At 75.1% G+C, this 13,476-nt stretch carries 9 protein-coding genes; 5 read left to right on the top strand and 4 right to left on the bottom strand.

Annotated features, from left to right (window positions below):
- Positions 1–27: 27 nt before the first annotated feature.
- The 3 genes from ACGFMP_RS00280 to ACGFMP_RS00270 form a co-directional block, all read right to left on the bottom strand.
- The gene (locus ACGFMP_RS00280) at positions 28–2,373 is read right to left on the bottom strand and encodes a glycoside hydrolase N-terminal domain-containing protein (RefSeq protein WP_393669355.1); all 2,346 of its coding nucleotides are present in this window, start codon (positions 2,371–2,373) and stop codon (positions 28–30) included.
- A gap of 135 nt (positions 2,374–2,508) precedes the next feature.
- Entirely contained in the window at positions 2,509–3,030 is a 522-nt protein-coding gene (locus ACGFMP_RS00275; protein ID WP_393669354.1) for a hypothetical protein, read from the bottom strand.
- Positions 3,020–3,709: a hypothetical protein gene (locus ACGFMP_RS00270; RefSeq protein ID WP_393669353.1), complete on the bottom strand. Its 690-nt coding sequence runs from the start codon at positions 3,707–3,709 to the stop codon at positions 3,020–3,022. The genes ACGFMP_RS00275 and ACGFMP_RS00270 overlap by 11 nt, the downstream gene beginning before the upstream one ends.
- Before the next feature lie 131 nt (positions 3,710–3,840).
- Here ACGFMP_RS00270 and ACGFMP_RS00265 point away from each other — a divergent pair, with 131 nt between their 5' ends.
- Positions 3,841–4,293, top strand: a complete 453-nt coding sequence (locus ACGFMP_RS00265; protein WP_393669352.1) for a MarR family winged helix-turn-helix transcriptional regulator — start codon at positions 3,841–3,843, stop codon at positions 4,291–4,293.
- A gap of 116 nt (positions 4,294–4,409) precedes the next feature.
- Here the strand turns inward: ACGFMP_RS00265 and ACGFMP_RS00260 are convergent, their stop codons facing one another.
- Positions 4,410–5,696 carry a hypothetical protein gene (locus tag ACGFMP_RS00260; RefSeq protein ID WP_393669351.1) on the bottom strand — a complete coding sequence of 429 codons (1,287 nt, stop codon included), beginning with the start codon at positions 5,694–5,696 and terminating at the stop codon, positions 4,410–4,412.
- A 192-nt stretch (positions 5,697–5,888) separates the two neighbouring features.
- Between ACGFMP_RS00260 and ACGFMP_RS00255 the strand changes: the two genes are divergently transcribed.
- The 4 genes from ACGFMP_RS00255 (at position 5,889) to ACGFMP_RS00240 (ending at position 13,414) form a co-directional block, all read left to right on the top strand.
- Positions 5,889–6,545: a response regulator transcription factor gene (locus ACGFMP_RS00255; RefSeq protein ID WP_393669350.1), complete on the top strand. Its 657-nt coding sequence runs from the start codon at positions 5,889–5,891 to the stop codon at positions 6,543–6,545.
- Between the two features lie 298 nt (positions 6,546–6,843).
- Complete coding sequence (locus tag ACGFMP_RS00250) at positions 6,844–10,650, top strand: hypothetical protein (protein WP_393669349.1); 3,807 nt, start codon at positions 6,844–6,846, stop codon at positions 10,648–10,650.
- Positions 10,647–11,279 carry a DUF4255 domain-containing protein gene (locus tag ACGFMP_RS00245; protein ID WP_393669348.1) on the top strand — a complete coding sequence of 211 codons (633 nt, stop codon included), beginning with the start codon at positions 10,647–10,649 and terminating at the stop codon, positions 11,277–11,279. Before ACGFMP_RS00250 ends, ACGFMP_RS00245 begins: the two co-directional genes overlap by 4 nt.
- 89 nt (positions 11,280–11,368) lie before the next feature.
- The gene (locus tag ACGFMP_RS00240; RefSeq protein ID WP_393670272.1) at positions 11,369–13,414 is read left to right on the top strand and encodes an ATP-binding protein; all 2,046 of its coding nucleotides are present in this window, start codon (positions 11,369–11,371) and stop codon (positions 13,412–13,414) included.
- The last annotated feature ends 62 nt before the right edge of the window (positions 13,415–13,476 follow it).

Raw genomic sequence — 13,476 nt, 5'->3', positions numbered from 1 at the left:
TTGCTCCCTTTCCGTCGCGGTCAGGCGTCAGGGTTCGAGGTCGTACGGGACCCCCGCCCGCAGGCCGACCGTACGGCCGCCGCCGGGCCAGCGGACGGTGAGCGCGGTGTCCCGCTCCGCGCGCAGGGTCGCCGAGCCCAGGGCGCCCGCGGACCAGGCGAGGCGGTCCACGCGGAGGGCGCCGCGGGCGCGCAGCCCGGTGACCACGCCGGAAGGCCAGGCAGGAGGCAGCGCGGGCAGCAGGTCGAGGACGTCCGTGTGGGACTGGACGAGGAGTTCCGCGATGGCCGCGGTGGCCCCGAAGTTGCCGTCGATCTGGAAGGGCGGGTGGGCGCAGAGCAGCGAGGGGTAGACGCCGCCGCCCTCCGTGGCGGAGGCGACCGGGCGCAGCATCACCCCGAGCAGCCGGTGGGCCGCGGAGCCGTCGCCGAGCCGCGCCCACAGGCCGGTCTTCCAGGCCGTCGACCAGCCCGTCCCCTCGTCGCCGCGCAGTTCCAGGCTGCGCCTTGCCGCCGCACGCAGTCCTGCGGCGGCCAGGCCTGCGCCGCTTCCCGGGTGGAGGCCGACCAGGTGCGAGAGATGGCGGTGGTGCGGCTCGGTCTCCCGGCGCTCGGTGTGCCATTCGAGGAGTTCGCCGCGGCTGCCCACGGCCGGCGGCCGCAGCCGCGGGAGGGCGGCGGCGATGTCCGCGAGCAGTGCCGGGTCGGCGGCGGGGCCCGCGTCGGCGGCGGACTCGGCCAGGAACCCGAGGAGTTCACGGGTCAGCGCCAGATCCATGGCCGTGGACAGGTCCACCGAGGCGGGGCCGTCGGCGGTCTCGAAGCGGTTCTCAGGGGACGTGGCCGGGGCGGTCACGAGGTGGCCGTCGGCGTCCTCGGTGAGCAGCCCGAGCAGAAAGCGGGCGGCTCCGGCGGCGACCGGCCAGGCGCGCTCGCGCAGGAAGCGGACGTCGCGGCCGTAGCGCCAGTGCTCGGCCAGGTGCAGCGAGAGCCAGGCACCGCCGAGCGGCCAACTCGACCACATCGGGTCGTCGTTGCCCTCGCCGACCGGCCAGGTCGCGCGCCACAGGTCGGTGTTGTGGTGGCAGGTCCAGCCTTCGGTGCCGTAGAGGGCCCTTGCGACGCCGGTGCCCGCGTCGGCGAGTTCCGCGACGAGGTCGGTCAACGGCAGGTGGCATTCGGGCAGTGCGGTGCTCTCCGCGGGCCAGTAGTTCATCTGCGTGTTGATGTTGACGGTGTAGTCGCAGTGCCACGGCGGGGTCACCGAGTCGTTCCACAGGCCCTGGAGGTGGGCGGCCTGGGTGCCGGGCCGCGAGCAGGCCAGCAGCAGATACCGGCCGAAGTCGAAGAGCAGCGGTGCAAGTTGCTCGTCACGCGGCCCTTCGGCCGCGGCCGAGTCGCGCAGCCTCACGTCGAGCGGCGGCGCGGTCGGGTGCCACGGCTCGGGACCGGGCCCCGGCGTCTCGTGCAGCCGGAACCGCACCCGGTCCATCAGGGCTTTGTGCTCCGCGATGTGCGCGCCGCGCAGCTCGAACCAGGGGCGCTGCCAGGCGGCGGCGACGGAATCGGCGGCGCGGGTGAGGCATTCCTCGGGGTCGCCGCCCGGTACGCGGTCCCAGCCCGCGAAGCCGGTGCGCACGTCGACCAGCACGGTGCAGGCGCCGACGCCCCGCAACCGCAGCCGGCCGTCCTCCGCCGAGACCTCGCCGCCGCTGCACCTGACCCTGGCCAGGGCGGCGGCGGCCATCGCCGGGTCGCCGTGCTCGACGACCGGGCGGTGCCGGGCGTCGTCGCCGACGTGCGAGGGCGCGACGAGCAGCAGGGCAAGCCCGTCGCTGCCCAGCGCCTCCACCCGGTGGCGTAGTTGGGGTGTCTCCCAGCTCAGGTCCGCGTCCAGGCCGCCGCGCCGGTCGGTGGTCAGGCGGACCATCAGCAGGCCGGTCGCGGTGTCCGCGAACACCTCCTGCAGGACGTGCCCGGCGAACTGGCGGGCCACGCCTTCCCGCAGGTTCACCTCCCGCCGCAGCCCGCCGTTCTCCCAGCCGCCCGCCACCCGCAGGACGAGGTCGCCCACCGGCTGGAAGGCCTCGGCGCTTCGCCCCTGCGCGGCCTTCAGCCTTTCCCCGGCTGCGACATGCCGACCCGCCCGCAGGTCGGCCCGCACCTCGGCGAGCAGGCCCTCGGGTACGGCGGGGGGCGCGGCGGTCGGCGGCCCCGACCAGAAGGTGTCCTCGTTGAGCGAGAAGCGCTGCTCGTCCGGGGGGCCCCAGATCATGGCGCCCAGCCGCCCGTTGCCGACGGGCATACCGTCGACCCAGCGCAGGGCGGGGCGGTCGAACCAGTAGGGCGAGGTCGGCACCGGATTCACCAGCACGGGATCACCTGTCCACATCAGCTCCCCAGCCGCCCCCGACCCTACCGCCTGCGCCGGTGCATGTCGGGTGCCCCGGCACCCCGCGGAACCGTCCCCACGCACCCCGCGGAACCGCCCCCGGCACCCCCGGGGCCGTCAGGGCCTGGTCCGCGGATCCTGCCGGGGTCGCGGGGTCAGGCGGAGGGCCCGGGCGCCGTGCCGCCAGGCCAGGTGGAGGTCGCCGGGGTCCGGTTCGCCGTCGTCGCCGAGCCGGATGGTGTTGAAGGCGGCGAAGGTCGGGTTGGCCCGTGCCATGGCGGCGTAGGCGGGGACGACGTCGGACTCCTCGGTGAGGATCAGGACCTCGGCCAGGCGTCGCCTGCCCTTGAGGCGGATGGTGACGGGTTCGCCGGTGCGCAGGTTGCGGGCCCAGCCGGCGGAGGTGCCGATCAGGAGGTCGCCGTCACGGGCCACGTAGGCGACCGGGATCGTGTGGCGGCGGCCCGACACGCGCCCCACCACGTACAGGGTGACCAGCCGGGCGCCGATGATCCGGCACAGGCCCGGTGTTCGCAGCAGGCCGCGGACCAGCAGGTTCAGCAGGCGCTGGCCCGGCAGCGTCCGTGTCCGCGGGCCGGGGCGGCGGGCGGGGGCGCTCCCGCCCGGGTCAGCGGTCATCGCCGTTCGTGGTGACCGCGTCGACGGCGGGGAGCCGGATGTCGTCGGCCGTTGCGGGTGCCAGCCGCGTGACCGCTGCGGGCATCGCGCCGACGGTGAACACGCGGACCACCCGGTCGACGGTGACGGTGGCGAAGGAGGCCTCGGAGGGCACCTGGCCGGGCAGCTGGATGACATGGTGCCCGGGTTCCAGGGTGCCGTCGCAGATCCGCTGCGAGGTGCTCTTGGGCTCGGGAGGCGTGAAGGAGGTGCCCCACAGGGCCTCGACGGTGACGTGCGCGCGCTCATCGAGCGTCACCCGCACGCACCGTCGGGCGGCGTCGTAGGCGATCTCGGCACCGCCAGGGCCGGGTTCGCGGCCCGAGGCGAAGGCCTCGACCTGTGCGGCGATGACACCGGGAATGCCGGCGAGCCCCTGGACGAAGCTGATCCGCGGGTTGCGCGCGGACATCTCGCCCCGCAGGTGCTCCTTGATGTCGGCCGGGACCATTCCGCCGAAGACCAGGAGGTCGAGTGCTGCGGCGTCGTAGTCGTCGAGGACCCGGTCGAACTGGTTCGTCGCGTCGGCGGTGTAGCCCTTGGCCCGCAGGATGTCGACCGCGGCGAACAGGACGCTGGGGCTGCGGCCGACCACGAGGACGCGGGCGGGTTCTTCCGCGGGGGTGGGTGCGGTGTCCATCGTCGGATCTCCTCGCTGTGGTCCGAAACCGTCCACGGGCTGCGGACAGCGACGGGCGTGTTGGTTCGACCAATGTTGGCACATCCAACATACAAAATGTTGGCCGCCCCCACAATTGGTAATCTGGAGGCATGCCTGTGCCACTCGTCCAGCCCGGCCGTACCCCGGACCGGCTCAAGGACCGCCCGACCTGGCTCATCGGCCGCGCCTTCGCGCGCTCCTCGGCGCTGCTCGCCGCAGGGTTCGACGCCAGGGGCGATGGCCTGCGCGGATATCACTACCGCCTGCTCGCGGGACTCGATCAGTGGGGGCCCGCGAGCCAGGCCGACCTCGGCCGTGACACCGGGATCGACAGGAGCGACGTCACCGCGGCGCTCGCAGAACTGGAATCGCGCGGCCTCGTCGAGCGCAGGGTCGACCCCGGCCACAAGCGCCGGAAGATCGTGACGATCACACCTCAGGGCCGCGATGTCCTGGTCGACCTCGACTCCATGGTCGACCAGGCCCAGGAGGCCGTGCTGGCGCCTCTGACGGCGGCCCAGCGGCGGCAGTTCATCGGCCTCATGTCGAAGCTGCTGGACTAGTCCGTCCGTCCGACCGTCCCGCCGATGACCGGCGCGGTCCTCCGGCGGTCCCGCCGCGCCGGTCATCGGCGGGAGGCGAGCCGCGACCGGCCGTCCGGGCAGCCAGGCCGCGGCGGCTACTCCAGGGTGCCGCTGATCAGGGCCGCCGACGAGCACTGGCTCGGCGCGGGGCCGGAGCCCGGCGGGGTGCCGGGCTGGCGGCAGGCCACCGTGATCGTCACCTTCTGGCCCTCGGTGACCAGGATCGCCGACGCCCAGTGGAAGTCCTGCTCGCGGAAGTTCTCCAGCGCGGGCGCCAGCAGCGTCTTGCCGCCGACCGCGATGGTCACCGTGCCCGAGTCGCCCTGCGGGTTCTCCAGCACCAGGTCGGTCAGCCGCAGGGTCTTGCCGGGCGGCACCGGATACGAGCCCGTACCCGAGGCGCCCGCGGAGCCCGCCGCGGTGAGCCGGGTGGAGAACAGCTCGGCGTTCGCCGGGGCTTCGGGACCCTGCCCGGGTGCGAGCGGCGACGGGGTCGCGCCCACCGACTTGGCGGCCTGCTCCGCGCCCTTCGCGGCGTTCTTGGCGTCGTCCGCCTTCTGGTTGGCGCTCGCCGCCTGGGTCGCTGCCGTCGCCACCGGGTCCTTCACGGCCTCCTTGGCCGCGCTCCTGACCGCGGGCCGCAGCAGCCCGTACCAGATCCCGAGCAGGATGCCGGCCAGCGCGACCACGGCGACCGCGGCCCGCAGCAACGCGCTGCTGAGCACCGGCTGCTGCACGAAGGTGCCGTCCAGGACGATCGGTTCGACCACCGCCTGCTGCGAGGCCGGCGTCACCGTCAACTGGAAGGCGTGCGGCACCGCGACGCCCCGCCACAGCCGCCGCTTGGGCCGTACCGGCACCTGGATGAAGGCCGCCCGGCCCGGGTCCACCACCGTCGGGGACGCGGGGAAGCCGAACCTCAGTGCCTGCGAGCGGTCGGCGCCCCTGAGCCCCACCGTCAGCGGGTGGTTGCCCCGGTTGTCCACCGCGACCTGGAACCGCGCCCGCCCGCGCGACTGCGCCATCTGCGGTGTCAGCTCCGCGGTCGCCTCGGCGTAGGGCAGCACCTCGAGCGTGCCCTCGGGCACCGTCGCCGACTCGGGCCGCTCCTGCGGCAACACCCTCACGGCCAGCGGCAGATCGCCAGGGGGTACGGTCGTGTCGCGCGGCGGGCTCGCGACGAGCGTGACCTGGCCCGTGGTGTTCGGGTAGAGCGAGAGCTCCGCCGGCTCGACCACGGTCCACGCGGCGGGCGCACCCAGGACCTCGAAGGTGTACGCCTCGACGATGGTGCTGCTGTTGCGCACCTCCAGGACGATCCTGGCCTGCTCTCCCGGGAGCACCGGGACAGGGGCCGCGTCCAGATGAGCGGATGTGGTCATGGCAGGACGGTAGAGACACCGCCGACCGGTGACCGGCACCGTAGGGACAGCCCCGAGGGCAGGCTGCGCTGCCCGTTGAGTCCATGTGAAGTGCCTGCTGACTGCCCCGGTGTTCACTGGTACGCGATCCGGGGTGCGAAGGGGCTCCCTGGATGCCCGGCTTGACCGGCCGTGGGGGCAAGGGGGAAGCACATGCAATTCCAGGGGGGAAGCGGAACCGTCCGGATACCCGTACGGCTGACCGCCCAGGACCCGATCACTCAGGCGGGGCTGGCGGGCCAGCTCAGAACCCGCCATGAACTGCGGCTGCTGGCCGAAGGGGAGGAAGAGGAACGGCTGGACGGCGTCGTCGCCGTGTTCGCCGCCGACCGTGTCGCGGAGAGCGAACTGCAGGTGCTCAGGCGGTTGCAGCGCGGCGGTGAGGGGCGGACGGTGCTGGTGGCCACGGAGTTGGACGACAGCGGGCTCGTCGCCGCCGTCGAGTGCGGTGTCGTCGGCGTGGTCCGGCGCGCGGACGCCTCGGCGCAGCGGCTCGCCGACACCATCACCGCGGTGGCCCGCGGCGAGGGGAGCGTGCCCGCGGACCTCCTGGGGCGGCTCCTGGACCAGGTGGGCCGCCTGCAGCGGCAGGTGCTCGATCCGCGCGGCCTCGCCTTCACCGGGCTGTCCGCCCGCGAGATCGATGTGCTGCGCCTGGTCGCCGACGGCAAGGACACCGCGGAGATCGCCAGGACGCTGGCCTTCTCCGAGCGGACGGTGAAGAACATCCTGCACGACGTGACGACGAGGCTCCAGCTGCGCAACCGGTCCCACGCGGTGGCCTACGCGATGCGGATGGGCTTCATCTGACCGCGTGTCCCACCGCGGGCCCGCGCCCTCGCCCGGCGCGGGCCGTACCCGGCCGCCCCCGGGCGGCCGATGGCGAGCACGTCCGCCCCAGGAGCCGCACACCGGGGGCGGACGTGCGCGCGGCGGCCCCGCCGCCGGGGCTCACGCGGGGCGGGCCGCGGCCGGCCGGGCGGCGGGAGGGCCGATGCCCCAAGGGGCACCGCGGCGTACCCGAAGCGTTGCCCCGTGCTGGGGTGATGGAGGGGCGGCGGGAGCGCGAGGGTTGGCTGACGGTCGGGTGAGGGGGATGGCGCGGGTGGTGGGACGAGCGACAGGCCCTGGGAGGCCGCGGCTGGCGGCACTGCTGCCGGTCGCCGGGCTGATCGCCGCGGTGACCATCGCGGTGACCGGCGGGTCGAGAACGGCCTCCGCCGACCCCGTACCGGCCGGCCCCGACCCGGGCCGGCTGGCCTACGTGTCCTCCGGCGTGCACCACAGCTTGCAGGTGGTCGGCTCCGAGGGCGGCCTGAGCCCGCAACTCCCGCAGGGCTTGGCCGCGGACGACTGCGAGCCGTCGGCCCGCGGCGACGACCTCCTGTGGGTGAGCGACCGCAGCGGCGACGGCCAGGGCATCTACCGGCGTACGGGCGGCGGCCTGGTCACCGCCGTGCTGGTGCGGCCGGGGTGGAGCATCATCTCGCCGCAGCTGTCACCGGACCGGCAGTGGATCGCCTTCGGGTCCCTGGCCGATCCGAACGGCGACCGCCGCTGCGCGGGCAACCGTGTCGCGCCGGAGTCCGTGTCGCTGTGGGTGGTGCGTACCGACGGCACCGATCTCACGCAGGTCGCCGCGAACGGCGGTTCGCCTGACTGGTCACCGGACGGGCGCCAACTGGCGTACACCGACGGCGGCGTGGCGTACACGATCCCGGTCGCCGGCGGCGACCCGCAGCGCGTCTCGCCGCCGGGAGTCGGCGCGGTGTCCATGCCCGCCTGGGAGCCGGACGGCGAACGCATCGCGTACGTGGTCGAAGACGCGGACGACGACATCCAGGAACTGGCCGTCGCGCCCGCTGGCGGTGGCGGCACGCAGACCGTGCTGGCGGCGGGCGAGTGGCCGGGTGCGGAACGCGACCTCGCGTGGTCGCCGGACGGCTCGCAGCTGGCGTTCCTTTCCGGCCACCTCTACGTCGTCGACCCGGCGGAGTCCTGCGACGGCGTCTGCGAACCGACCCCGCTGCTGCCTGCGGCCGTGGACGAGGGCTGGGCCTTCCAGGACGTGACCTGGTACACGCCCGCCGACAGTCCGCCGAGCCTGCTGATCGGACGGCAGGACACCCGGCCCGCGATCGAGGGCGTCCGCGCGCACACTCCCGTCGACCGGCTGCTGCTGCGGCCCGCCATGGGCGACGAAATCGATGTGGACGAGCCCGCCTACTCGCCCGACGGGCGGCAACTGGTCTTCACGACGCACCGCAGCCTCGAAGGCGAGAACACCCGCCTTTCCACCCTGATGCTCGGCCCCGCCGACCGGCTGGCCGAAGCCGTCCCGGTGAACACCGGGTTCGGTGCCGGGCAGAACTACGGCAGGGCCGCCTGGTCCCCCGACGGCAGGAAGCTGGCCGTCGCGCACTGGGGCAACCGGTCGGACGACGCGACCAGTACCGACGCGTCGATCTCCGTGTTCGACGTGTCCGGGGGAGCCGCGGCGGCCCGCCTGCTCTACACGGTGCCGTGGCCCGCCACGCCCGAGGGCAGCGACTACTGCATCACCGACGACCGCGATCCGGCGTGGTCGCCCGACGGCGGGCGGATCGCCTTCTCCCGCTACCGCTACTGCGAGACCGAGATCATCAAGCTCGCCCCTGCCGCCCCGAGCGCGAGCGCCGCCCCGACGCCGAGCACCGACCCGAGCGCGAGTGCGAGCGGCGCCCCGGCCGCGCCGAGCGCGAGCGACGTGCCCGGTGCGAGCGCCGCGGCGGGCAAGCCGGCGTCCGCGTCGCCGAGCACATCGGCCGCCGTCCCGGGCACATCGGCCGCCGCCCCCGGCACCACGGCCACCGGGCCCGGCCGTTCGCCGGCCCGCAAGCCGGTCGCCGCGCCCTCCGTGGCGCCGATGCTGGTGCCGGACAAGGAATTCCGGCACATCTGGACGGTCGACGCGATCGACGGCTCCGCCCTCTTCGACGTGACGGCCGCCGCGTGCGGCTACGAGTGCGGCGTGCAGGACGTACGCCCCGCCTACCGGCCCGACGGCAGCGGGGTCGCCTTCACCCGGCGCGGCACCGCCACCCCGCCGGCGTCGTCGTCCCCTTCGCCGTCAGGACCCGTCGACCTGTCGCGCGCCGCGGCCGCCGCGCCCTCGGTCGCCGCGTCCGGATACCCCGACAGCATCGTGCTGTTCGCCCGCACCGACGGCGCCGGATGCCGCGGCCTGGTGCCGGTGAGCGCAGGCTGCCCGCTCGTGCCGTCCGTCCCCGCGCCCGGCGCCCCGCTGTTCAACGCCGACGACGCCGCCTGGTCGCCGACCGGCGACCGGCTGGCCGTCGACGCGGAGTCCTGGCTGGGCGACCGCAACGGCGAGACGATCGCCGTGCTCGACCCGGCCACCGGCACCGGCGAGGTACTGCCGAGCACACACTTCTTCGCCCAGACCAAGCCGACCTGGCAGCCCACCGCCGACCTGACGGTGACGATCGCCGGGCCGTCCGCGCCCGTCGTCACCGGCGAGACCGCCGACATCACCCTGCACGTCACCAACGGCGGCATCGCCGACGCGACCGGTACCGCGGCCGACCTCACCCTGCCGCCCGGCCTGGTCGCGGTCGGCGACCCGGTGCCGACCCAGGGCACCTGCACGGCCGTCGGCCCGCACTGCGACCTGGGCGAAGTGGCGGTCGGCCAGACCGTGGACATACGGGTGACGGTACGCGTGACGGCCGCCGGCACCTACACGGTCACCGGGCACGCCGGCAGCGACCTGATCGACCGCAACCCGCAGGACAACTCCGCCTCCGTGGACGTCGTCGCCGCCGACCCGCTGAAGCCCGACCCGGCGGTGACCGTCACCGTGACCCCGCCGAGCGTGCTGACCGGCGACCCCGCGACCGTCGTCTACACCGTCACCAACCAGGGCAACGGGCCCGCCACGGGCGTCACGCTGACCATGTCGCTGCCTCCCGGCGTGACCGTGGCGAGCGCCGACCCGGTCTGCCCGGAACCCACCTGCGCGCTCGGCGACCTGGCACCGGGCGCGACCACCACCGTGACCCGGGTCGTCACCTCGGCGACGCCGCTGAGCGGCAATGCCGTCGGCACCATCGCCTCCGTGTCGCCCGACGTGGACGCGACCGACAACACCGCGACGGCGCCGCTGACCGTGCGGGAGCGACCGGTGGTCACCACACCGCCGACGACCCCGCCGACCACCACGCCCCCGACCACCACGCCGCCCGCGCCCCGCAGGCAAGCCGACCCCGCGGTCGGGCTCACCCTGACCCCGCCGACCGCCTACACCGGCGGCACCGGCAGCACCGCCCGGATCACCGTGCGCAACCTCGGCCGGGGCAGGGCCACCGGGCTGACACTGGTCCTCACCGCGCCGCCCGGCGTGACGCCCGACGCGGCCTCGCCGTGCGCGACCGCCGCGGGCTGCCCGGTCGCCGACCTCGACCCGGGCGCCTCGGCCACCGTCACCGTCGCGCTGGCCACGCCCGGCGCGCTGACCGGCATCGTGACCGCCAACCTCAGCACCACGGGCAGCGACACCGACCTCGGCAACGACACCGCGAACGCCACCCTCGAGGTGCTGGCGCCCGTGGTCGTCCTCAACCCGGTCGTCGGTCCGCCCGGCGCGGTCACCGAGGCGCTGGGCCACGACTTCCCGCCGGGCGCGGTGCTCGAACTGCGCTGGAGCCAGGGCGTGACGGTGGCGTCCGCACCCGTGAAGGTCGCCGCGGACGGCACCTTCAGCGCGCCCGTGCTGGTGCTGGTCCAGGACACCCTGGGACCACGGCAGTTGCTGGTCACCGACCGTGCGGCGGTGCCGCGCTTCGGCGAGGTGCGCGCCGACTACCTCGTCGTGCCGGGCGTGCTCCAACCGTCCCACTTCAAGTGGCGCCGATGATCCACGAGGTGGACGACGCCCTGCGGGAGCTCGTCCGCGCGGAACTCGGCGCTCCCGACATCGAGGTGGTCTTCGACGCGCCCACCCGGGACTGGGCGGCCCGCCGCAACGCGCCGACGGTGAACCTCTACCTCTACGACATCAGGGAGGACCTCAAGCGCCGCTCGCGCGGCAGGCAGAACGTCTACGACGAGCAGGGCACCGTCGTCTCCCGCACCCTGCCGCCACGCTACTTCAAGCTGTCCTACCTGATCAGCGCCTGGACCCAGCGCCCCGAGGACGAACACCGGCTGCTGTCCTCGCTGCTGCACTGCTTCCTGCGGCACGACGCCCTTCCCGCCGCAGGACTCGGCCCGGAACTCGGCCTCAGCGGCCTGCCGGTGCCGGTGACCGTCGCGCTGCCGCCCCCGGAGGACCGGGCCTTCGCCGACGTGTGGTCCGCGCTCGGCGGCGAGTTGAAGCCGTCGCTCGACCTGGTCGTCAGCGCGCCCGTCACCGTCGCACCGGTCTACGCGGCCGGGCCCCCGGTGGACGACGGCGGCATGGTCCTCAACCTCGGCGACCTCCCCGAGCCCCCGCCGCCGGGGCCGGTGGGCCGCGCGCCCGTCCCGCGCCGCCGGAAGCGGTGACGCCCCCGCCACCGGCCGGCGCGGACCGCGGCTCCGGCGGTGCCGCCCCCGGGACCGCGGCCGGCGCGGACCCCGGACTCGGCTACCTCATGGCGCGGCTGGCCCTGGTCGAGGAGCGGGTGCGGCGGGCCGTGGACGCGCGCCGGGCGGGCGACCCCGAGCCCGACGACCCCTTCCGCGGCATCTACCTCTCGGACGACGCCGTCCGCCGGCTGCTCGACGACCCGGCGGCCGTGCCGGAACCCGACCCGTCCGACCGCGAACGGCGGGCCGCACTCGACGCGCACGCCGACCCGTCGCTGCGACTGCCCTCGCTGGAGCGGGACTTCGGGCTGCTGCCGCTCGACACCGAACTCCTGCTGATCTGCCTGGCACCCGACCTCGACCGCCGTTACGAGCAGCTGTACGGCTACCTCAACGACGACGTCACCCGGCGCCGCCCCACCGTCGGCCTCGCCCTCGGCCTGTGCGGGGTCCCGCCCGCGTCCGGCGGCGCCCGGGCCAGGCTCTCGCCGACCGCGCCACTGCAGGCCCGCGGTCTGCTGGTCGTCGAGGACCCCGAACGCCCGCTGCTCAGCCGGGCGTTGCGAGTGCCCGACCGGGTCAGCGCCCATCTGCTCGGCGACGACACCCCCGACCCCGGGCTGCTCGACCTGCTCGCGCCGCTGCACCCCGGCGCGGCCTCGCCGCAGGCGGACGGGCCCGCGGCGCGGCTCGGAGCCGTACTGCGCCGCGGAGTCGGCCCCGTCTACCTGCGCGAGGCGGCGGGCGGCGCGGCCCGCTCGCTCGGCGCCCAGGCGCTCGCGGCCGCGGGACGTACCGCCTGCGGCCTCGACCTCACCCGGCTTGCGAGCCGCGCCGACCCGGTGGAGGCCATCGCCGCGGCCGGCCGGGAGGCGGCCTTCGCCCGCGCGGGCCTGGTGGCCGCGCCCGTCGAGGCGCTCGCCGAGCGCCCCGAACTCCTGCGCGCGCTGGCCGCGTTGCCCGTCCCCGTCGTCATCGCCGGGCGCGCCTCCTGGGACCCCGCCTGGGCCGACCGGGTCCCGCTGCTCGCCGAGGCCCGCAGGATCGGCGCGGACGCGCGGTCCGCGCTGTGGCGCAGCGCGCTCGCGGCCACCGCCCCAGAAGGCGCCACCGGGCTCGACGGCGTACGGCAGGACGCCGCGGCCTTCTTCCTGCTCTCGCCGGAGCAGGTCGAACGCGCCGCCCGCACCGCCCACCAGCAGGCGCTGCTCTCCGGCGGCCCCGTCACCGACGCCCACCTGCTGCACGGGGCCCGCGCCCAGAACACCTCGGGCCTCGAACGCCTCGCCCGCCGCATCGAGCCGGCCGTCGGCTGGTCCGACCTGGTCCTTCCTCCGGCCGTGCTCGCCCGCCTCCATGAACTCGCCGCCCGCGCCCGGCATCGCGACCGGGTGCTCGGCGACTGGAACATGCGCCCGGGCGGCGGCAGGGGGCGCGGCGTCATGGCCCTGTTCGCCGGCGACTCGGGCACGGGCAAGACGATGTCCGCCGAGGTCATCGCGGGCGCGCTCGGCCTGGACCTCTACACGGTCGACCTCGCGACGGTGGTCGACAAGTACGTCGGCGAGACCGAGAAGAACCTGGAGCGGATCTTCACCGAGGCGGCCGGCGTCAACGCGGTGCTGCTCTTCGACGAGGCGGACGCGGTCTTCGGCAAGCGCTCCGAGGTCAAGGACGCGCACGACCGCTACGCGAACGTCGAGAGCGCCTACCTGCTCCAGCGGATGGAGAGCTTCGACGGGCTCGCCGTCCTGGCGACGAACCTGCGGGCGAACCTGGACGAGGCGTTCACCCGGCGGCTCGACCTCGTGGTCGACTTCCCGCTGCCGGAGGCCGAGCAGCGCATCTCCCTGTGGGACCGCTGCCTCGGTCCCGCGGTACCGCGGGGCGACGACCTCGACCTGGTCTTCTGCGGGCGGGCCTTCGAACTCGCCGGCGGCGACATCCGCTCCGCGGCGGTGACCGCGGCCTACCTGGCCGCCGAGGGCGGGCTGCCGGTCGGCATGCCGCAGCTCGTCGCGGCCGTCGCCCGCGAATACCGCAAGCTGGGACGCCTGTGCCTGCCCGACGAGTTCGGCCCGTACATGGCCTATGCGGCGCACACCGCCTGACCACGGGTCCTGACCTTGCCGGCGCCCTGCCCCCCAGGCCCGGTGCGGCGGCGGTGCCCGAA

Origin of the sequence: Streptomyces sp. NPDC049040 (assembly GCF_043197715.1) — a bacterium.
In the GTDB taxonomy this organism is placed as follows: domain Bacteria; phylum Actinomycetota; class Actinomycetes; order Streptomycetales; family Streptomycetaceae; genus Actinacidiphila.
Note: the sequence above shows the minus strand (reverse complement) of the source record. Positions and strands in the feature narration are given on the sequence as shown.